Genomic DNA, 19,602 nt, shown 5'->3' with positions numbered 1-19,602 from the left:
CTTTAGGGGGCTGGCGTTGCCTCCGGCTCAGCAACCGGCTGGACAGCTGGAGTGGCAACCGGGGCGGCCACCGGAGCGGGGGCGTTATCGACGAATTCAACAATGTCCGCAGACAGGGTGAGTTTCGGAATGGAGAACAAAATCAAATACAGGGAGGTTTTGTCCTCGGACTGGTTGGACAGCACAATCGATCGGCCAGTCATATCCGTGCCCGCTGACTCATACAGCTTCGTTTTAGCTTTGGAGTAGGATGGATTGGCAAACGGAATAATACCCAGCAGGCGGAAGCCCTTGCTGGTGCCCGTGGCATTGGCTTTCACCACTTTGTAATTGTTCTGACTCAGCTCGACGCCCGTCGCGTTGGACTGGTCATAACGGCCGCCGCGCGGGGAGGTGCATCCGGCCAGAAGGGTGGAGCAAAGGCCTGCGGCCAATGCGGCGGTCAATACGCGTCGTGTGCTTTAATCGATCTGTTTCATGCTTATCCTTTCAATGGGTTTAATATGCAATTCCTCCGCCAATGGAGAACATGAATATTCACGGTCATGAAAATGAATTATCAAGCGAATTGCTTTTTTCTTTGGCGGTTGGTGCAACCTGGCATCACTGGCCACCTGAAGGCGGAACTACGAGCATTTCCTCAATAGAGCTCGTATTTGCAGAGGACGCCGTCGAGGCCGCCGGCGCGGAGGGGATGCTTCCACTCGGGCTTGAGGCCGAGCTTTTTCATGAGGGCTTTGTCGCCGTAGTAGATGAAGGCGGTGGAGCCGGTGCATTTTTGCTTGAGGAAGTCGCCGAATTCTTTGAGCAGGCCGGCTACTTCTTCGGTGTTGCCCATCCGGATGCCGTAGGGGGGATTGGTGACGATGGTGGTGTTGCTGAATCCTTCGAGCGATTGAAAGTCGGAACGGCGCACCTTGATGACTCCAATCTCAGGGAGCTCGTTGCGGTTGGCGCGTACGGCCTTGACGGCGTCGGCGCTGACGTCGCTGCCTTTGATTAAATCTTCCGGTACATCGACGGTTTCGTTGTTGGCTTTGGTTTTGACCTGGTTCCAGACGGCGGCGTCGAAGTCGGGCAGGCGCAGGAAGCCGAACTTGTGGCGCAGGTAGGCGGCGGGAATGTTGCCGGCTTTCATAAAGGCTTCGCAGAGCAGGGTGCCGGAGCCGCAGAAAGGGTCGTAGAGCGGTCGTTCGCCGTTCCAGCCGGAGAGGCGGATGATGGCGGCGGCGAGGGTTTCCTGCATGGGCGCTTCGACGGATTCGGTGCGGTAGCCGCGTTTGTGCAGCGAGCCTCCACCGAGATCGACGCTGATGCGCGCCTTGTTTTCGTGGATGTAGAGGTTGAGCTGCAGGTCGGGGTTGCGCGTGTCGACATCGGGGCGCTCGGTGGTTTTGGTGCGGAACTGGTCGACGATGGCGTCCTTGAAGATCTGGCCGGCATACTGCGAGTTGCGGATGTTGCTGTCGGCCACGTTGGAGGTGATGGCAAACGTCTTGGTCAGCGTCAGGAAATCGGTCCAGTCGATCTGTTGCGCGGTTTTGTAGAGATATTTTTCGGAATGGCAGTCGAATGCGAGGAGCGGCGCGAGGATGCGCGAAAAGATGCGCGAGCGGTAGACCAAGTTATAGATGGTCCGCTGGTCGGCGCAAAAATAATAGCCGAGGTAGCCTTTGTTGATTTTGGTGGCGCCGAGCTCCTTGAGCTCCGCCTCCCCGCAGGATTCGGCGCCGGAGGCAAGTTGCCCGAAATATTGGCCGGTGGTTTGGTAGAGGTAGCCGCTCATTTCTGAGCGGGGCGGTTGTCTTCATCAACAAACACGACAATCGGCTTGAGGGTTCTGGCCTCGGTGTCGTCGTAATTGCCGTAGGAAATGATGATGACCTTGTCGCCGACGGCGGCGAGCCGCGCGGCCGGTCCGTTGAGTTCGATCACGCCGGAGCCCCGTTCGCCGGAAATGGTGTAGGTGACAAAGCGCTGGCCGTTGTTGAGGTTGACGATCTGCACCTGTTCGCCTGGCAGCATGTCGGCCATGTCCATGAGGTTGCGGTCGATGGTGACGCTGCCTTCATAATACAGTTCTAGCCCCGTAACGGTGGCCGTGTGTATCTTCGATTTTTTCATGATCCGCTGCATGGCTTTTCCTTTGGTTCAAACGGCGCGCATAATGGTGCCCGTTCTTCGCTTGCGTCAACCCTTAGTTAGAGCCGATTTCCGGCGAAACGTTGAACGATCTCGCCTGTGTTGCTGGAGTTTCTCATTCTTTTCAGCAAAAACCGCAATTTGTTGTGGCTTTCTTGAGAAAAGCGGCGAGAATGGACTCCATTTTTAACTGACAGGCAGAACCACCTATGATGAGTGATAAGATTCCATATACCGAGAAAAAGCTGAAGGATTGGGCCGGCTGGCGCGCTTTTCGCGACGGCAAGGCTTTGTTCGAGCGCGGGGTCGTGGAAAAGGTAACCTTTGAGCACCCCTTCATTACCGGCACGTTGAATCTCGGTCCGCGCGGCATGCGCAGCAAGTTCGAGGTGCTTAAAAACGGGCTGGTTGAAAACCACTGCCCGTGCCGCGACAACCAGGAACGCGGCTTGATTTGCTCGCATCTGGTCGCCATGGGGTTGGAGGTCATCCGCCTCCACTCCGACCCGGCGCGCAAGAAAAAGGCGGCGGACGAGCAGCGCCGCATCGACCGCATTGCCAAGGCCTCGGGCGGCAGCCGCATCCAGCGGGTGAAAAAAAGCGATCCCAACGCGGTGAAGGCGAATCTCGTTGTTGAGCTGGCCGAGGGCTGGCAGGATCAGGTGAAGGCCAGGCGGATCGGCCTGCATGTTTCTGTCGAGTATGACGGCACCCGCAAACCGGCCAGCGATGTTCCGGACAATATGCCGCTTTCATTCACCCACCGCGATGAAAGCATCCTCTACGTGCTGGAAGACATTTGCGGCGGCGCACTCAAAAGCGGGCTGCAGGTTTCCATTTATGACCTGATCAACATCCTGCGCCTGCACCACGGCAAGGTCATTCATCTGAAGGGGCAGAAAAAGGGATGCCTGGTCAATAAGGGTATGCTCGATTCCGTGATGGAAATGGACATGAACCGCGAGAACGGCGAGCTGCTGCTCAACGTTGCGGTGGCGCTTCCCGACGGGCAGACGGAGCTTTTCCCGGTCTATATCATTGGCCAAAGCTCGGGCTGGGTGTTCAGTGCTGGGCAGTTTTGGCCGATCAGTCAGGTTCTGCCGAAGTCGTTCCAAGAGATCTATCAAGGCCGGATGGTCATTCCGCGCGAGGAGGTTCCGTCTTTTTTGATGACCGAATTGCCGAAGGTCGAAAAACTGATGGCGGTTCGAACCGACATAACGTCCGACCTGTTCTTCATGAAGCCGGCCAAGCCGACGTTCCGTCTGGTGGTGAAGGGCAGTCCGGCTTCGCTGGCGGCGACGCTCTATGCGCGCTACAACGATGAAGTCGAGCTAGTGGCCGGCCGCGCCGACATGCGCGGCAACTTCGCCATCCCCGATCCAAAGGATCTGCTCCGCTACCGCATCCGCAACATGGCGGCCGAAAAGGAAGCCGTTGAAAAGCTCGAAGTCGTCGGTTTTGTCGGCCGGGCGGGGGATACGCTGCGCAACATTGTCGGACCGCGCGAAGTGCTTAATTTTCTGGGAACCGGCGTCCCGCAGATCCGCCGCTTCGGCTGGCAGGTCGAGCTCGAAGGGCGCGTAAAGCCTTTTGCAGAACAGGCCGACTATGCCGTTCCCATCGTCCATGTCGATGAATCCGATTCCGGCGACTATTTTGATGTCAGTTATGAATATGATGTGGGCACCGGCAGCATTTCCGAGCGCGACATCCAGCGTGCGCTGATGAAGGGCGACTCATTCATCGAGCGCAACGGCCGCACTGTTCTGCTCGACGGCGACGCCATCCTGCAGGCACGCGAAGTCTTCGAGGACTGCGCAGTGGGAACCGGCGACAAGCCCGGCTCCTTCCGCTTGAGCGGCATCTACGGCAGTTATGTCCAGTCGTCGCTTACTGCGCTCGACGGCATCGGCATCAAGGCTACGCCCACTTGGCTGGAACGCGCCCAGCAGCAAAACGCCCAGGACCGGGTTGAACCGGTCGAACTCCACCCGAAGCTCAATGGAACGCTGCGCTCCTATCAGTATGAAGGCGTCAACTGGCTCCGCTTTCTTGAAAACCGCGGCTTTTGCGGGATTCTGGCCGATGAAATGGGCTTGGGCAAAACGCTGCAGACGCTGGCCTGGATCCAGCTCGGCCGCACCGACGCAAACCATCAGGGCAAGCCGGCCCTGCTCATCTGTCCGACCAGCCTGGTGGAAAACTGGTGCGAAGAGTCCGCCAAGTTTACCCCCAACTTAAAGGTGCTCTCCCTCCACGGCACCGACCGCCACCGCAAGTGGAAGCAGATTCCAAAGTCTGATCTGGTCATCACGTCCTACGCGTTGATGCGGCGCGACATTGAAAAGCATCTCGAAAGCGTCTATTCGATCGCCATTTTGGACGAGGCTCAGCACATTAAGAACCGCACCACCCAGAATGCGTTGGCCGCCAAAAAGCTTCGGGCCGACCACCGGCTGGTGCTCACCGGCACGCCGGTTGAAAACGGCGTGACCGACCTATGGTCGATCATGGACTACCTGATGCCCGGCTATCTCGGCCACCACAAGGATTTCCGCGAATTCTACGAGTTGCCCATCCTCAACGGCGGCAACGCCGGCGAACATGCCCAGGCCAAGCTGCGCCGCAAGCTGCATCCGTTCCTGCTGCGCCGCATGAAGAAGCACGTCGCCAAGGACCTGCCTCCGAAGATCGAACGCATCGCGCCGTGCAAGCTCACGGCGGACCAGCACAAGGTCTACAAATCGCTGCTCGCAGAATCCAAAAACAAGATTGCCGAGATGGTCGAGAAGGAAGGCTTCAACAAGAGCCGGATGGAAATTCTCAAGACGCTCCTGCGCCTGCGCCAGACCTGCAACCATATCGACCTGCTCAAACTCGACGGCGTCAAGAGCAAGCACCCGTCCGCCAAGATGGAGCTCTTCTTCGAGTTGCTCAACGAGGCAATCGACAGCAAGCACCGTGTTCTCGTTTTCAGCCAGTTCACCTCCATGCTGGCGATCCTTAAGCAGGAAATGGACGAGCGGAAAATCAAGTATACTTATCTCGATGGAAGCACCAAGGACCGCCAGGATGTCGTCCGCAAGTTCAACAAGGACCACTCCATCCCCGTGTTCCTGATGAGTCTCAAGGCCGGAGGCACCGGCCTCAATCTTACCGGGGCCGACATGGTGATCCATTTCGACCCTTGGTGGAACCCCGCCGTTGAAGATCAGGCCACCGACCGCGCCCACCGCATCGGCCAGAAGCGCACCGTCTACAGCGTCAAGCTCATCACCAAGGGTACCGTCGAAGAAAAGGTTCTCGCCATGCAGCGGCGCAAGAAGGTGGTCATCGACGCCACCCTCACCACAGACGAGCAGGTCATGCAAAAGCTGACGTGGGAAGACGTGCAGGAGCTGCTGAACCTGTAGGGGTTGGAAGACTGGATTGGTGGATGCTTGGATTGCACGAAGTGCTTTGGAGTGCGCCCGACCCCGTCGGCGCTTTGAAAGCGGAGACGGTTGTGAACCATTTCATTAGGTTATTATTTTGCTGCACAAAATTATCTCGCTACGTTGGGCGCAGTCCAAGGCGGCTCTGTCGCAAACAAGTGCCGCTAAAACAGTTTATGCATTTTCCGGCGATACAAAGATAGATCCCTTAAAGGAGGCATGTGATGGGCAAGAAAAAGGACAAGGAAGAAAAGGGCAAAACTACCTTGGGCAGAAAAGAGTATGACCGCGAGTTGGAGAAGCTCCATGGCGAGCTGGTCAAGCTGCAGCGGTGGGTGGTTAAGAAAGGGCTCAAAATCTGCATCGTCTTCGAAGGGCGCGACGGCGCAGGGAAAGGCGGCGCCATCAAGGCCATCACCGAACGGGTCAGCCCGCGGATCTTCACCGTGGTGGCGCTTCCCGCCCCGACGGACCGGGAGAAAACCCAGCTCTACACCCAGCGCTACATTCCGCATCTTCCAGCCGGCGGCGAAATTTCCATCTTCGACCGCAGCTGGTACAACCGCGCCGGCGTTGAACGGGTGATGGGCTTCTGCACCGAAGAGCAGTCCCTCAAGTTTCTTGAGCTTATTCCCTCTCTGGAAAAAACCCTGATTGATTCGGGCATCATCCTGATCAAGTACTGGCTCGAAGTCAGCCCCGAAGAGCAGGCCAAGCGACTCAACGACCGCATCGACGACCCGCGCAAAGTCTGGAAGCTATCCGAGATGGACATTAAATCCTACACCCGCTGGGACGAGTACACCCGGGCCCGCGACGACATGTTTGTCGCCACCGACACTCCTTGGGCGCCGTGGCATGTGGTGCACTCCGACGACAAGAAGCGCGCGCGGTTGAACATTATCAGCCACCTGCTCAGCTGCGTTGACTACAAGGAGATCAAAGAGGATCCCGTCGAGCTGCCCGAGCGAAAGATCGGCAAAAAATACAAAGAGAAGGATTACCCCTTCAAACTCATCCCCGAAAAATTCTGAAAAGAGCTTTTTAGGTGAAGAGCGGGGTGATGCGGAGTTTTTACAGGTCGGCTTCCAGAGGGAAAAGCGGATAAAATGCTACAATTCACGGGCTGACCCTTTGCCTTCAAGGACTGACCCTATCCCCGCGTCTGCCGATTTTTAGCCGATGAATCAGAGCGTTGGCGATTAACCGGCCGATTGCTCGGTTTGGCAGCGTCGATGATCTCAACCGGATTGCGCGGGATTTCAAGAATGATCTTTTCCTGACGCAATTTGTCCTTAAGAGATTTGTAGATGAACTCCTCCGACTCTAGGTTTGCCTGAGCAATGCGAAGGGGGCGAAGCTGGGCTAGGTGCGAGGGGGTGTATCTGGCATGGATATCGGCTGCCATAGCGTTCAAGCTATCGAAGTTGTTCTTCGCCAGTTGGTACTCGGCTTCCAAGCCTTCTTCCACGTTTTGCATATGCCGGTTTAAAGCTTTTTCCAGCGCTTCTTTTTGTGCTCTGGCCCGTTTCATTTCCGGGTGCTCTTCGCCGTAATTAGCGTCGTCCAGCTGGAGTTGCTGTTTTTTTTAACATCCTGGAGTTGTTCGATGAGGGATGAAATAAACGTGTCTGTCGGTTTTAAGCGTGATGCCCTGTCGATTAGCTTTTTGTCCTTTTCCGATTCGATCATTTGCCGCAACTCAGCTTTTTTGGTCATGTGGAGCTGGGCCATTAATCGATCCGTTTCGATTTGGCGCAACTGGATTTTATCCACCTCGGCGCTTCTTCCGCTTTCAACACCCTGATCGGAGTGTTCTTTTTTGATCTGTTCAACGGTTTGTTTGGCCTCATCTACGCGTTTGAGTTGATCCTTGAGAACCTTGGCCAATATTTCATTCTTGCGCCGTGCGTTCTCGAGGAGAATGTCCAAGCGCGAATCCCGAGAGGTATTGGCGATTTCATTTGCGATCTTTGCCGCCTCATTTGGGTCGCTTCGTTTCACTGAAACGGCAATCAACGACGTATCGGCATGCGGGTAGATTTGAGTGCAATTTTTGAGCGTCTGCAAGGTTTCGGCGAGTGGCAGCTCCGCGCCGTTCTTTCCCCACGTTTTCCGGAGGTCTAGGCGGTTGATTACCTCGATCTGGATAGGTTCGGATTGCAAGATTGCTATTTGGGTGCGCACAAACTCGGGATTGGCCGCAGGGCTGTCATCGAATACAGATATTCGAGCGGTCGCTGCGTAAAGGGGCTCTTCGACAGTTTTCAGGTAGGCGTTGGGCGTTCCTTCCAGAACGCTAAGGATGACGCTCGTCATGACGATGTGGATTCGGTTTGTCATCGATTCCACTCGTCCAATCCTTGGAACTTATTTGAGTGTGATGCGCCGGCCGTTGAGCTGGATGCGGCCTTCGGCGATCCATTGCAGCGCCTCGGGATAGGCGATGTGCTCCTGTGCGTGGAGCTTATCCATCATAGAGTCGAGCGTATCATCGTTTTCGATGGCGATGCACTTTTGGTTGATGACCGCGCCGGTGTCGACGCCCGCATCCACAAAATGGACGGTGCAACCGGTAAACTTAACGCCATAGTCGAACGCCTGCTTGCCGCTGTCGAGGCCGGGAAAGCTGGGCAGCAGAGAGGGGTGGATATTGATCATCCGTCCGGCGTAGGCGTTGAGCAGGCCGTCCTTCACAATCCGCATGAAGCCGGCGAGTGCGATAAAGTTTACGTCGTGGTCTGTCAGGGTTTGGAGAACCTTCTGCTCGGCCTCGCCATCGAGCTTGGTCTTGAACGGGGCGCAGTCGAAATAGATCGCCGGAATGTTGTGCTGACGGGCGCGCTCCAGAATATAGGCATCCTCGCTGTCTGCCAGTACACACTTGATTTCTGCATCCAGCGTTCCCGCTTCTATCGCATTAATAATTGCCTGGCAGTTGGTGCCCGATCCCGATCCAAAAATGGCTAGCTTCAACATATAATTCCCCTTCAATGATGGATGAATCAAGAAATACACCAAATACACGAAAGGAAGGAAAGGATGGTTTTCGTGTGGTTCGTGTATTTCGTGGTTTAAGAATTCTGGCGGAATGGATAATATCATCAGGATTTTTAACAACCAAACACAGGGACTATGCTATGTATTTAAGAATTAAGCCGCTTAATGAAAACGCACGCGAAATCTACTCCGACCACGGCCACTTCCACGAAGGCGACGCCGGACTCGATCTCTACGTGCTCGAAGACTTTGTCATCGAGCCCGGCGAAACCAAGCCGATCAAGCTCGGCATCGCCTGCGAGCCGGAGGACGGACGCGCCTACTATCTCATGCCCCGCTCCAGCATTTCCAAAACTCCGTTGCGCCTTGCCAACTCCATCGGCCTCATCGACGGAGGCTACCGCGGTGAACTGATGGCCATGTGCGACAACATTAAGGATTTCACCTATACCGCTGAAAAAGGCCAGCGCCTTTTCCAGATCGTCGCCTGCGACTGCACGTCGATCTATTATGAAATGGTCGATGAGCTGACCGAAACCACCCGTGGTGCGGGAGGGTTTGGCTCTACGGGGAAATAAACAGATTGTGTATTGCGCGCTGATAAGCTAAGTCTTGTTTTAAACAAGGAGAGCTTTCAGTGTCTGGGGACCCCCTCATCAATGGGAATGCCGATTTGTTCGTGCGAGTCATTTCAATTCTTGAAACCGCTCGCACGAACGTCGTCCGTTCCGTCAACTCCGAGATGGTTGCCGCCTATTGGCTGATCGGTCGTGAGATAGTGGAGGAGGTTCAGGCTGGAGGGAAGCGGGCGGGCTATGCAGGTGAGTTGATTGATCAGTTATCTAGCCAGTTGAACCATCGTTTTGGGAAAGGATTTTCTGCAACCAATCTAAAAACTATTCCGGTTGTTCTATCTTGCTTTCCAAGAAAGGGATCCGTGTTTTGGCACTCATCCTGCCGAATTCGTCACACACTGTGTGACGAATTCGGCAGGATTTATGCCATCGCTTGGTTGGTCGCATTATCGGGCGCTAATGAGGGTAGAGCATCCGGCGGCGCGGGAATATTATGAACGCGAAGCGGCTTCCAATAGTTGGAGTGTCCGGCAGTTGGAGCGCCAAATCCATTCCTTGTTTTTCGAACGGCTGCTCAAAAGCAAGGATCAGGAAGCGATGCAGGCTCGGTTGGCGGAGGCTCCTCCGGTGTTGAAGCCCATCGATATCATAAAGGATCCATATGTGCTGGAATTCCTTGACCTGCCGGAGTCGCACGAACTTTCCGAGACCGCGTTGGAAAACGCGCTGATCGGCTCGCTCCAGCAATTTCTACTGGAGCTCGGCAACGGGTTTGCGTTTGTTGCCCGGCAGATGCGTATCACGTTGGAGGGCGATCATTTCTACCCCGACTTGGTTTTCTATCATATCCGTTTGAAGTGCTACGCGGTGGTGGATCTCAAGCTTGAAAAGCTGACGCATGGCGATGTGGGGCAGATGCAGCTGTATGTGAACTATTTCGACCGCGAGGTGCGTGGTGAGGATGACAATCCGACCGTGGGGCTGTTGCTCTGCACCGAAAAGAACGATGCCGTGGTTCGCTACATCCTAGGCGAAGAGAATGATCAGATTTTTGCGGCAAAGTATCAGCTTGCCCTGCCGACCAAGGAGCAATTGGAGGCGGAGTTGCGCAAAGAGCGGATGCGGATTGAAGAGAGTGCGTTGAAATATGGATGATTGAGTCGTGAGACGTGATTCTTATGTAATCACGCCTCAATCGTCACTTATCAGGAGTTTTCCAATGGCTGATAAATCTGAGAAGCTCGAATATTCGATAAAGCTGGAAGCGTTGCGGGTGTGCGATATGCCCGTGCAGCTTCGGCCGCGCGAGGAGTTTGAGCGGGTGGGGGCGGAGAACGTTTCCGACGCCGTGTTGCTGGCGCTGATTCTTCGTACGGGAACCAGGGGCATGAACGTGGTCGAGGTTTCGCAACGGCTGCTCTCGGCTTTCGGCTCACTCACCGCTTTGGCCAAGGCATCGGTGCAGGAGTTGCAGGCCGTCAATAGCATTGGTCCGGTCAAGGCGCAGATGATCAAGGCGGCGATGGAACTGGCGCAACGGCTCACCCGCGAGAGCGTGGGCGAGAGCCCGATGGTGGTCACGCCCGAGCAGGCGGCCGCCGTGTTGCGCGAACGCGCCCGGATTCTTCAGCATGAGGTGTTCTGGGCGCTGATGCTTGACTCCAAAAACCGGCTGATTGGCGAGCCGAAGCAAATCAGCCAGGGCACGCTCAACAGCAGCCTCGTGCACCCGCGCGAATTGTTTGCCAAGGCGGTCGAGTGCCGGTGCGCCGCCATGATTTTGGCGCACAACCATCCCTCCGGTGACCCGACACCCTCGTCCGAGGATATTAAAATTACCAAACAGCTCATCGGGGCCGGCGAAGTGATGGGCATCAAGGTGCTCGACCATATTGTCATCGGCCACCGAAAATACCACAACTCAACCGACTTCCTCAGCCTTCGCGAAGCGGGGCTGGTTAAATTTGGCTGATGCACCAACTCTCCGAGGTCGAGGACGACGCGTGTAGGGCAGGGGCCGCGACCCCGCTTGCGGTGGGTTGGTTGCGAATAACATGTTGGAGGTGATATGCCGGAGAGAAAGCATTTGAAGCGTTTAAGTGTGATTTATCAATCGCATCCGCGTTATTTCATCACGGTTTGCACTCATGATCGGCGCAGGGTTCTGGCCAGTCCGACCATTCACGAAATTCTCCGCGTTCACTGGATGAAGTCTTTTGAGCTCTATGGCTGGGCAATTGGGTCGTATGTGGCTATGCCCGACCATGTGCATTTCTTTTGTGCGGATGCCGAGAGCCGCACCCCGCTGTCGAAAATGATCGGTTCATGGAAGCAATGGAGCGCCAAGGAAATTTGCCCTTTGCTCGGTGTCGAAGCGCCACTATGGCAACGGGAGTTTTTCGATCATCTGATCCGTTCGGATGAATCGTATTCTGAGAAAGGGGAATATGTGCGGCAGAATCCGGTGCGGGCCGGCTTGGTTTCTAATGCGGACGAGTGGGAATTTGCGGGTCATATCCATTACGTGTAGGTCGGGGGATCCCGTCATTCGGTGGATAGGCTGCGGTGCGTACGGTCCGAGGTCGGGGACCTCGGCTACACATGACGGGGGTGTAGGGCGGGGGATCCCGCCATTCGCTGGATAGGCTACGCGGTACGTACGGTCCGAGGTCGGGGACCTCGGCTACACCTGACGCGTGTAGGACGGGGCTTCGACCCCACTTGTGGCGGAAATGCATATTGGCGGGCTTGGCGTGGATTCTTAAACCTGTCATTATCTCGAGAACTATGAATAAACAGACACTGCATTTTGAAAGCATTGGCGGGGCGAGCGGGGATATGATTCTCGGCGCGCTGATTGGATTGGGCGTTTCGGTCGATGAGTTGAACGAGGAGCTAAAGTCGCTCAAGGTGGATCCCTTCGAGATCGTTGTCGACGAGGTGGTGGAGCAGGGCATGAGCGGCGTTCGCGCAAAGGTGAAGCTGCACGAGCATCACCACCATCATGACCACGACCATGGCCACCACCATGGTCGCCACCTAAGCACGATCCTCAAGTTGATTGGGGAGAGCGCGCTTCCTGAGCCGGTAAAAGCGAATGCGTCGAACGTGTTCCGGCGCATCGGCGAAGCGGAGGCGGCGATCCACGGCATTGATATTGAAAAGATTCATTTTCACGAAGTGGGGGCGATGGACTCGATTGTCGATATTGTCGGGTGTTGCCTCGCATTGCATAAGTTGGGCGTGGATGGCGTCTCGATCCGCAATCTTCCCCAAGGGCACGGCACAATTGAATGCGCCCATGGAACCTATCCCAATCCCGCGCCGGCGACGCTGCGTCTGCTCGAAGGTTTTCCTGTGCAGGAAGTCGATGAGCCGTTCGAGCTGGTCACACCGACCGGCGCGGCGCTCCTTTCGGCGTGGCGCACTGCGGATGTTCCCTCGGTTGGCAGTCGTGCGGTCAAGACGGCCTACAGCTTTGGGCATCGCAAACTCAACAGCCGTCCAAACCTGCTGCGCGCTACGCTTTATGAAGCGGCGGAGGATCAGACGGCCGACGAATGCCTCGTGCTGGAGTGCAATCTCGACGACACCACGCCGGAATTAGTGGGTTGCCTGTTCGATCAGCTGCTCGAAGCGGGCGCGCTCGATGTATTCACCATGCCGGTCTCTATGAAGAAGCAGCGCCCGGGCATTTTGCTGACGGTGCTGTGCCTGCCTGCCGATCGATCCGCGATGCTCGACCTCGTTTTCCGCGAGTCCACCACGTTCGGCATTCGCGAGCACCTGTCCAAACGCACGGTGCTGGATCGTAGTTTTAAGAGTGTGACCACTCCGTACGGCGACGTGCAGGTTAAAGTGGGCAGACGCAACGGGGAGGTGGTTACTGAGTCTCCCGAAATCGAGGACTGCCGAAAGCTGGCAAAGAAGAACGGTGTGGCGGTTAAAGAGGTCTATCGAGTGGCAATCAAAGGAAATGAGGTAACGTAATGAAAGTTTGGATGATTGGAATTATTGCATTTTTGGCTGTGGGTTCCGCATGGGCGGAGCTGAGGCTTCCGGTGGTGTTTTCGGATGGAATGGTGCTGCAGCGCGATCAAAAGGTGGCGGTGTGGGGCTGGGCGGATCCGGGCGCTGAAGTGACCGTTTCGTTCGGCGGACAGGAGAAGATCGCCAAGGCCGGCAAAGACGGAAGGTTCATGGTGAAGCTTAAGAAGATGAAGGCTTCGGCTGAGCCAAAGGTGCTTAAAATCACTTCCGGTACGGAATCCAAGGCCATAAAAAACATTCTCGTTGGCGAAGTGTGGCTTTGCTCCGGGCAGTCGAATATGGCGATGACCGTGGGCAAGTCAGATAATTTTGAAAAGGAACAGGCGGCGGCCAACCACCCGCTGATCCGCATGTTTATTAACGAACGCAATGTGAGCCTTGAGCCGTTGGATGACTGCACAGGCGCCTGGAATGTTTGCACGCCCGAAACCGTCGGCGGGTTTTCCGCCGCGGCCTATTTCTTTGGACGCGAAATCCAGCAGGAGCTTGATGTTCCCGTTGGGCTGATCCACACCAGCTGGGGCGGAACCCGCATTGAATCCTGGAGCCCGATGGCCTCGCTGGAGCAATTCCCTTTGGTCATGGAATCTAAGGCCAAACAGGATCAATGGGCGGCAAACTTTACAGAAGAGAGATCAAAGAAGCAGTATGTCGAGGCTGTGGCAAAGTGGGAGTCTGCCGTGAAAAAGGCGAAAGCCAACGGAAAGAAGGGTCCAAAGAAACCAAAGAAGAGCACTCACCCGCACAAGTCCCAGAACTATCCTGCGAACCTCTACAACGCGATGATCAACCCGTTTGTGCCCTACGGCATCCGCGGCGCCATTTGGTACCAAGGCGAAGCCAATGCCCATTCGATTAAAGAAGCGATGCTCTATCGCGACCTGCTCGAAAACCTCGCAACCGAGTGGCGCAAGGATTGGGGCAGCAAGTTTCCGTTCTATGCCGTCCAGCTGGTGAACTATAAAAAGCCGCAGGTGGCTCCGGTGGAAGATACCGGCTGGGTGTTCATCCGCGAGAGCTTCCTGAACTTCCACAAGGAGGTTCCGAACGCCGGGATCGCCGTCACGATTGATATCGGCATGGAGAAAAACATTCACCCGACCAACAAGCAGGCCGTGGGTTACCGCCTCGCGCAGCAGGCGCTGGCCAAGACCTACGGCAAGGACATCGTGGCGGGCGGACCCATCTATAAGTCGATGAAGAAGGACGGCAACAAGATCGCCATTAAATTCGACGATATTGGTTCCGGCTTGGTGGAGCAGGGCGGAACGCCGCTGAAAACCTTCGCTATTGCGGGCGCAGACCAGAAGTTTGTGGCGGCGCAGGCGGCCATTGTCGATGGCGCCGTGGTTGTAAGCTCGACAGAGGTGGCCGATCCCGTTGCCGTACGCTATGCATGGGCGGACAACCCTGTTGGATGCAACCTGTTCAACAAGGAAGGCTTCCCTGCCTCGCCGTTCCGCACCGACGATTGGGCGCCGACCGGAGAATAACTTTTTTGTCAATTGACATGCCTAGGGAGGGCGCATAGTTTGCGTGCTTCTCGAAGAATCTGATGGAAGCCGGTGCAAGTCCGGCGCTGTAGCGCAACTGTAACGGGATCCCTCCCGAAGCCAGAACTTTCAGCCCTTCGAAATATTGGACTCTTTCGCACTAAAGGAGGCTCAAACGGCTTTTAACCGCCCGGAGTTTCCGGGCGGTTTTTTTGCGCCTGCGAAAGGGGGTTGTTGAATAGATAAACGGGCCTGCGATTTACAGGCAAAGGGAATGAAAACATGAAGAATACGCTTATTATCGCTGTGGCAACTGCCGGAATTTCCTGCCAGCTTGCGACGGCATCAATTATCTCGGGGGCTGCGGTCGCGTACTACAGCAACCCCTTTGCCGGGAAAAATATTTCCAGCTATGACTGGGATGGCGCAGGAAACCTGTACTGGATGGAAGGCGACAACAACTGGGCCGCGGAAACGAAGGTCTACAAATACAACGGAAGCTTATCCACCATCTACAGCGCCAGTGCGTTTGCGGGCACCTGGGTTGCTCATAACGACAACCACATCTATTTCGACAACGGCAGCGAATATGCCTTCTATAAATACGACGTTGCTGGCGGCGGTGCACCCAGCCAGGTCTTTCAGCAGAACAATGCATGGGGCTATACGTTCCACAACGGCGGCCTCTATATTTCCGGCGCGGACGGCAGCTGGAACAACCAGCTTTACTATTCCGCTCTGGACGCATCAGGAAACCTGGCCGGCCCGTTGGTCACGCTCGGCCAGATGGGCTCGCCCTCCGGGCCGATTACCTTCGATGCCAATGGCAACCTTTTCTATTCCGCCGGATACACCGATGGGAAAATCTATAAATACGATGCTGCAGAAATCGCCGGCGCCATTGCCGGAACGCAGCTCGGCGACGCGGCCCTCCATGAATTCATCGACTTTAACAGCTACGGCCTCGATGGGGCAACCGGCATGGACTTTGACGACGATGGAAACCTCGTGGCTTCGCTGACGGCTTTCGGCAGCAACTCAAAGCTGGTTGAATTTGATATCGATGTCTCCGGCGCCTATTTGGGGACTTCCTCGGTGTTGGCCGAGTCGGATGGACGCATGACCACCGTGCGCAACTACAACGGCGATATTTACGTCAGCGACCCGGATGGGATCTATCAGGCCGTTCCCGAACCGGGCACGGTTGCATTGATGGGGGTTGGATTCGGCTGCATGGCCGCGTTCCGTAAACGCCGCAAATACATGATCCGCTAGCATGGAGTGACCGATGCCGTTTTGGGTGCAGCTTATTGCCGCTTTGGCCGTTGTGGCTCCTGCTTTTGCGGGAACCAACAATGCCATTGTGGTATCGGCTTCGCGCCTGGATGCGGTGGCGGTGGACGTGCTCGATGTGCCGGCCTCCGCCACCGTGGTTGATCGCGCCGCCATTGAGCGGTCGCACGCGCAAAGCATGCCCGACCTGCTGCGGCAGGAGGCCAACGTCCGCTTCCGCTCGACCACCGGAAAGGGCAATGCCGGTGAGCTGGCGATGCGCGGCTTCGGCGAAAACAGCGGCCTGCGCGTGCTCGTGGTGGTGGACGGCCAAAAAATGAACCGTCCCGACATGGGAGGCTTCGACTGGCAGCAGCTGCCGCTCGACGATATTGAATCCATCGAGGTGCTGCGCGGCGGTAACGGCGTGCTTTACGGCAACCACGCGCTCTCCGGCGTTATCAACATCACCACCCGCAAAGGGGGCGACCCCGAAGGGCATGTGAAGGCTTCTGTCGGCAGTTTTGGCTTCGAGGAATACGGCGCCCGCTATTCCGGCGGGGCGGGGATCCTGTTCTATGATGTCGGCGTAAACTATCAGCGAGAGGAGGGCTATCGCGAAAACGCCCTTTCGTGGAGCAAGAACGCCAACGCCAGCCTTGGCGCCGACTTTGGCGAAACCGACACGGTTACGTTCCGGATCTCGGGCGGAAAGAACCACTACCAGTTTCCCGGACCGCTCAGCTATGCGCAGTACCGCGACGATCCGGAGCAGTCGGCAAACGCTGGCAAAGAAAAAAGCGATACGGACACGGCGCTGCTCACGGGGTTGTGGGAAAGCGAGCGGGCGTGGGGCAACGTTCAGGTCAACGGTGGCGTCAACTGGCAGGACACCGATTGGCGGCTGACTGACTCCCAAGGGAAAAACAAACAGTTTGGCTATTCGTTTTCGCCGAAGCTCAAGTTTGGCGACGACGATCAGTATGTCACCGGCGGCATCGACCTCTTTTATGACACGCTCGATTTTGACGGCGACCGCGAGACCTCGGTCAACGATGCCGATCTCGACCGCATCACGGCCGGGCCGTTTCTTTGGGCCAAACAGCCGGTCTCCGACGCCATTTCGATCAGTGGCGGCGCGCGGTTTGAATATGCCCGCACCGACGGGAAAAACAAGCAGCTCAACACCTACACAGAAGAAGAGTTTCTGGACAATCCATGGGGGGTTCTGATCCCCAATCCAAACTATCCCGGCGAGCCGGAGCTCGATGAGGAGGCGTCGTTCGACGACGACTTCAGCAAGCACGGCTGGGCGGCTGAGGCTTCGGTGCTCTGGCGCCCTTCCGACGAGTGGAGTGCGTGGGCCGGTTACGACCGGGTCTACCGCTATCCGGCGCTGGACGAGACCGCGTCCTACCAAGGCTATCCGCTGGCTGACCCGCTCAACGAAGATTTGGATCCGGAAACCGGCAACAATTTCGAAATCGGCTGCAAGTTCCGCTCCGAGGCTTGGAGCGCTTCTGCCACGATGTTCTATCTGATGATGGACGACGAGATTTCCTACGACGAAATTGCAAACGAGAATGTAAATATTGGCTCCACCGACCGCTACGGCTCCGATTTGGAACTAGCCTATTCAAAAGAGTTTTATGGCGCGACGGCAATGGCCGAGCTGGTGCGGGCCGTGCTTGATGGAGGTGTCAACGACGGAAGCCGGGTACCGTTGGTGCCCAAGGCCAACTGTTCGCTGTCGTTTTGGGTCGAGCCGATTTCGGCGCTGCGGCTTGCCGGAACCTACTCGTGGCTTTCGTCGCAATACCAAGGCGGCGACTTTGGAAATAACGCTCGGAAGATTAAGCCCTACGGCCTCTTCGGCCTGCGGGCGGACCTCTACTGCTGCGACCGTTTCAGCCTCTACTGCAAAGTCGATAACGTGTTGGATAAGGACTATGTGAGCAGCGCCTACTACGGCGGCTACTATCCGGGCTCGGGCCGCGCATTCTACGGCGGCGTTAAGGTGGAGTTTTAATGATGAAAGTTTGGCTGGTTTCTATTTTTCTCATGCTTGCCGCTTCAAGCGGCGGTGCGACCTATTGGCCGGATGACGGGAATCTATTCTATCCCTTTGCTCCGAAAGCCGGTGAGGGACAGAGCACGGCGATCCACAAGGACAGTCCGTTGTTTACGGGTTGGGCCGATGGTTATACCGGCCTGGTGTACGGAAGCGGTGTGGATGAAATGTGGATGACTCCCCATTTGGCGCTTGGGAAGGCCGTAGGCGGTTCGGTAGATATTGTCTGCCTTGGCGATGGCGGCCGGATTACCCTGACCTTTTCGCAATCGATCATGAATGGTCCGGACTTTGATTTCGCTGTATTTGAAAACGCATTTAACGATACGTTTTTGGAGCTGGCCTGGGTTGAGGTTTCCTCCGATGGGATCCATTTTTGTCGCTTTCGGAACTATGTGAATAATGAAGATGTTGGCAACCCCGTTGCCATGCGAATCTATGGCTTAGCCTCTAAGTATAAGCATAGCTACGGAACTCCGTTCGACCTTTCCGAGCTTCAGGACACCTACAATGCATGCTTTACCTCAGATGCTGTTTTTTTATCGGATGCATATGCCAATGAGTTGAAGACTAATTTCCCTTTTCTTGATTTGAATAACATCACCCATGTGCGCCTGATTGATGTTGTTGGTGATGGAAGTGCTGCGGACTCCATTGGCCAACCTATCTATGATCCCGTTAATCAGCCGAGCAGTCCGGGATGCGATCTTGATGCGGTTGGGGTCATTAACCAGTTGCCTTTAAATGGAATCGCGCAGTCGATCGCGTTTGATCCGATTCCTAACCAGAAGCTGGCGTTTCAGTCGCTGGAACTTTCTGCCGAGGCAGACAGCGGATTGCCGGTGGTGTTTGCGGTGCAGAGCGGTTCGGCGACGAATTTCGGCAGCATTTTGACGTTTACGGCAACTGGAACAGTGGAGGTGGTCGCCAGCCAGCCGGGCAACGGCACCTATGCGCCGGCCTCGCCGGTGCTGCGGTCGTTCCGCGTGGCGGAGGAGATTCAGCATATTTTTGTGGAGCCGCTCGCGAACCAAATCAAAAGCGGTGGCTCCGTTCGGGTGAACGCCGATGCCAGCAGCGGGTTACCCGTGAAGCTGGAGGTCTATGACGGCCCGGCCACCGTCAGCATCGGCGAAACCAATCATGTCTTGAATCTGGCTAACGATATCGGAACCGTGACGCTCCGCGCTTTTCAGCCGGGCGATGCCGCGACCGCGCCGGCGCCGGATGTGTTTGTCGATTTTGAAATAGTGGAAAGCTCGGCGTCCAACGCCCCCGTGCCGTTAGCGGATTGGATGGCGGTAAACCCGCTGCCCGGTCCGGCCATTGCGTCCGCCACCGATGCCTATGGCCGGCCGGCGGTTGTTTTGGAATATGCGCTGGACCGCCGGATGCGCGGCCGTTCGCGGGTTGCAGGCTCCGGGGATTTGGCCGGATGGACCAATATTGTGCCGGAAATTATCGGACGGGACGGAGCCGGTGATGTGATGACTCTGAAGGTTCAGTTGACCGCCGAGGAGGCGAAACGCTACTATCGGCTGATGTTTGAAGAGCAATAGGCG

At 56.2% G+C, this 19,602-nt stretch carries 16 protein-coding genes, 1 pseudogene and 1 riboswitch; of the genes and pseudogenes, 11 read left to right on the top strand and 6 right to left on the bottom strand.

Annotated elements, in window-relative coordinates:
* Nucleotides 1–2 precede the first annotated feature (2 nt).
* From SCARR_RS11865 to panD, 3 genes are all read right to left on the bottom strand, one after another.
* Nucleotides 3–446, bottom strand: coding sequence for a DUF6567 family protein (locus tag SCARR_RS11865; protein WP_136061787.1), 444 nt, complete (start codon nt 444–446; stop codon nt 3–5).
* 194 nt (nt 447–640) lie between these two features.
* The gene (locus tag SCARR_RS11860; protein WP_136061786.1) at nt 641–1,786 is read right to left on the bottom strand and encodes a THUMP domain-containing class I SAM-dependent RNA methyltransferase; all 1,146 of its coding nucleotides are present in this window, start codon (nt 1,784–1,786) and stop codon (nt 641–643) included.
* Complete coding sequence (gene panD / locus SCARR_RS11855) at nt 1,783–2,136, bottom strand: aspartate 1-decarboxylase (RefSeq protein WP_136061785.1); 354 nt, start codon at nt 2,134–2,136, stop codon at nt 1,783–1,785. Before panD ends, SCARR_RS11860 begins: the two co-directional genes overlap by 4 nt.
* Before the next feature lie 215 nt (nt 2,137–2,351).
* Here panD and SCARR_RS11850 point away from each other — a divergent pair, with 215 nt between their 5' ends.
* Together SCARR_RS11850 and ppk2 are read left to right on the top strand one after the other, a co-directional pair.
* Nucleotides 2,352–5,558 (top strand): DEAD/DEAH box helicase, encoded by a 3,207-nt coding sequence (locus SCARR_RS11850; RefSeq protein WP_136061784.1) that lies wholly within the window; start codon nt 2,352–2,354, stop codon nt 5,556–5,558.
* A gap of 245 nt (nt 5,559–5,803) precedes the next feature.
* On the top strand, nt 5,804–6,613 hold the full coding sequence (gene ppk2 / locus SCARR_RS11845) for a polyphosphate kinase 2 (RefSeq protein WP_136061783.1): 810 nt from the start codon (nt 5,804–5,806) through the stop codon (nt 6,611–6,613).
* A gap of 119 nt (nt 6,614–6,732) precedes the next feature.
* Here the strand turns inward: ppk2 and SCARR_RS11840 are convergent, their stop codons facing one another.
* From SCARR_RS11840 to purN, 3 genes are read right to left on the bottom strand one after another with little or no spacing between them, the layout of a single operon-like run.
* Nucleotides 6,733–7,113 (bottom strand): hypothetical protein, encoded by a 381-nt coding sequence (locus tag SCARR_RS11840; RefSeq protein ID WP_136061782.1) that lies wholly within the window; start codon nt 7,111–7,113, stop codon nt 6,733–6,735.
* Entirely contained in the window at nt 7,110–7,922 is an 813-nt protein-coding gene (locus tag SCARR_RS11835) for a GumC domain-containing protein (RefSeq protein WP_136061781.1), read from the bottom strand. The genes SCARR_RS11840 and SCARR_RS11835 overlap by 4 nt, the downstream gene beginning before the upstream one ends.
* Nucleotides 7,923–7,949: 27 nt before the next feature.
* A complete protein-coding gene (purN, locus tag SCARR_RS11830) occupies nt 7,950–8,558 on the bottom strand; it encodes a phosphoribosylglycinamide formyltransferase (protein WP_136061780.1) in 609 nt (202 codons plus the stop codon).
* A 161-nt stretch (nt 8,559–8,719) separates the two neighbouring features.
* Here purN and SCARR_RS11825 point away from each other — a divergent pair, with 161 nt between their 5' ends.
* The 9 genes and pseudogenes from SCARR_RS11825 to SCARR_RS11785 all read left to right on the top strand — a co-directional run bounded on the left by SCARR_RS11825 (nt 8,720) and on the right by SCARR_RS11785 (nt 19,599).
* Nucleotides 8,720–9,157, top strand: a complete 438-nt coding sequence (locus tag SCARR_RS11825; RefSeq protein ID WP_136061779.1) for a dCTP deaminase/dUTPase family protein — start codon at nt 8,720–8,722, stop codon at nt 9,155–9,157.
* Between the two features lie 77 nt (nt 9,158–9,234).
* Nucleotides 9,235–10,309, top strand: a pseudogene (locus tag SCARR_RS11820) (PDDEXK nuclease domain-containing protein).
* A 64-nt stretch (nt 10,310–10,373) separates the two neighbouring features.
* Nucleotides 10,374–11,126, top strand: a complete 753-nt coding sequence (gene radC, locus SCARR_RS11815) for a RadC family protein (RefSeq protein WP_136061778.1) — start codon at nt 10,374–10,376, stop codon at nt 11,124–11,126.
* 114 nt (nt 11,127–11,240) lie between these two features.
* Nucleotides 11,241–11,684: an REP-associated tyrosine transposase gene (locus SCARR_RS11810; RefSeq protein WP_168433258.1), complete on the top strand. Its 444-nt coding sequence runs from the start codon at nt 11,241–11,243 to the stop codon at nt 11,682–11,684.
* A 257-nt stretch (nt 11,685–11,941) separates the two neighbouring features.
* Nucleotides 11,942–13,144 (top strand): nickel pincer cofactor biosynthesis protein LarC, encoded by a 1,203-nt coding sequence (gene larC / locus SCARR_RS11805; RefSeq protein WP_136061776.1) that lies wholly within the window; start codon nt 11,942–11,944, stop codon nt 13,142–13,144.
* Complete coding sequence (locus SCARR_RS11800) at nt 13,144–14,697, top strand: sialate O-acetylesterase (RefSeq protein WP_136061775.1); 1,554 nt, start codon at nt 13,144–13,146, stop codon at nt 14,695–14,697. Before larC ends, SCARR_RS11800 begins: the two co-directional genes overlap by 1 nt.
* 37 nt (nt 14,698–14,734) lie before the next feature.
* Nucleotides 14,735–14,872, top strand: a riboswitch (adenosylcobalamin (AdoCbl) riboswitch).
* Nucleotides 14,873–14,979: 107 nt separating this feature from the next.
* Nucleotides 14,980–15,972 carry a PEP-CTERM sorting domain-containing protein gene (locus tag SCARR_RS11795; RefSeq protein ID WP_136061774.1) on the top strand — a complete coding sequence of 331 codons (993 nt, stop codon included), beginning with the start codon at nt 14,980–14,982 and terminating at the stop codon, nt 15,970–15,972.
* Between the two features lie 13 nt (nt 15,973–15,985).
* A complete protein-coding gene (locus tag SCARR_RS11790) occupies nt 15,986–17,998 on the top strand; it encodes a TonB-dependent receptor (RefSeq protein ID WP_136061773.1) in 2,013 nt (670 codons plus the stop codon).
* The gene (locus SCARR_RS11785; RefSeq protein WP_136061772.1) at nt 17,998–19,599 is read left to right on the top strand and encodes a hypothetical protein; all 1,602 of its coding nucleotides are present in this window, start codon (nt 17,998–18,000) and stop codon (nt 19,597–19,599) included. Before SCARR_RS11790 ends, SCARR_RS11785 begins: the two co-directional genes overlap by 1 nt.
* Nucleotides 19,600–19,602: the final 3 nt, after the last annotated feature.

Source organism: Pontiella sulfatireligans (genome assembly GCF_900890705.1).
In the GTDB taxonomy this organism is placed as follows: Bacteria; Verrucomicrobiota; Kiritimatiellia; order Kiritimatiellales; family Pontiellaceae; genus Pontiella; species Pontiella sulfatireligans.
The sequence above is the reverse complement of the archived record's forward strand: the minus strand, read 5'-3'. Positions and strand labels throughout refer to the sequence as shown.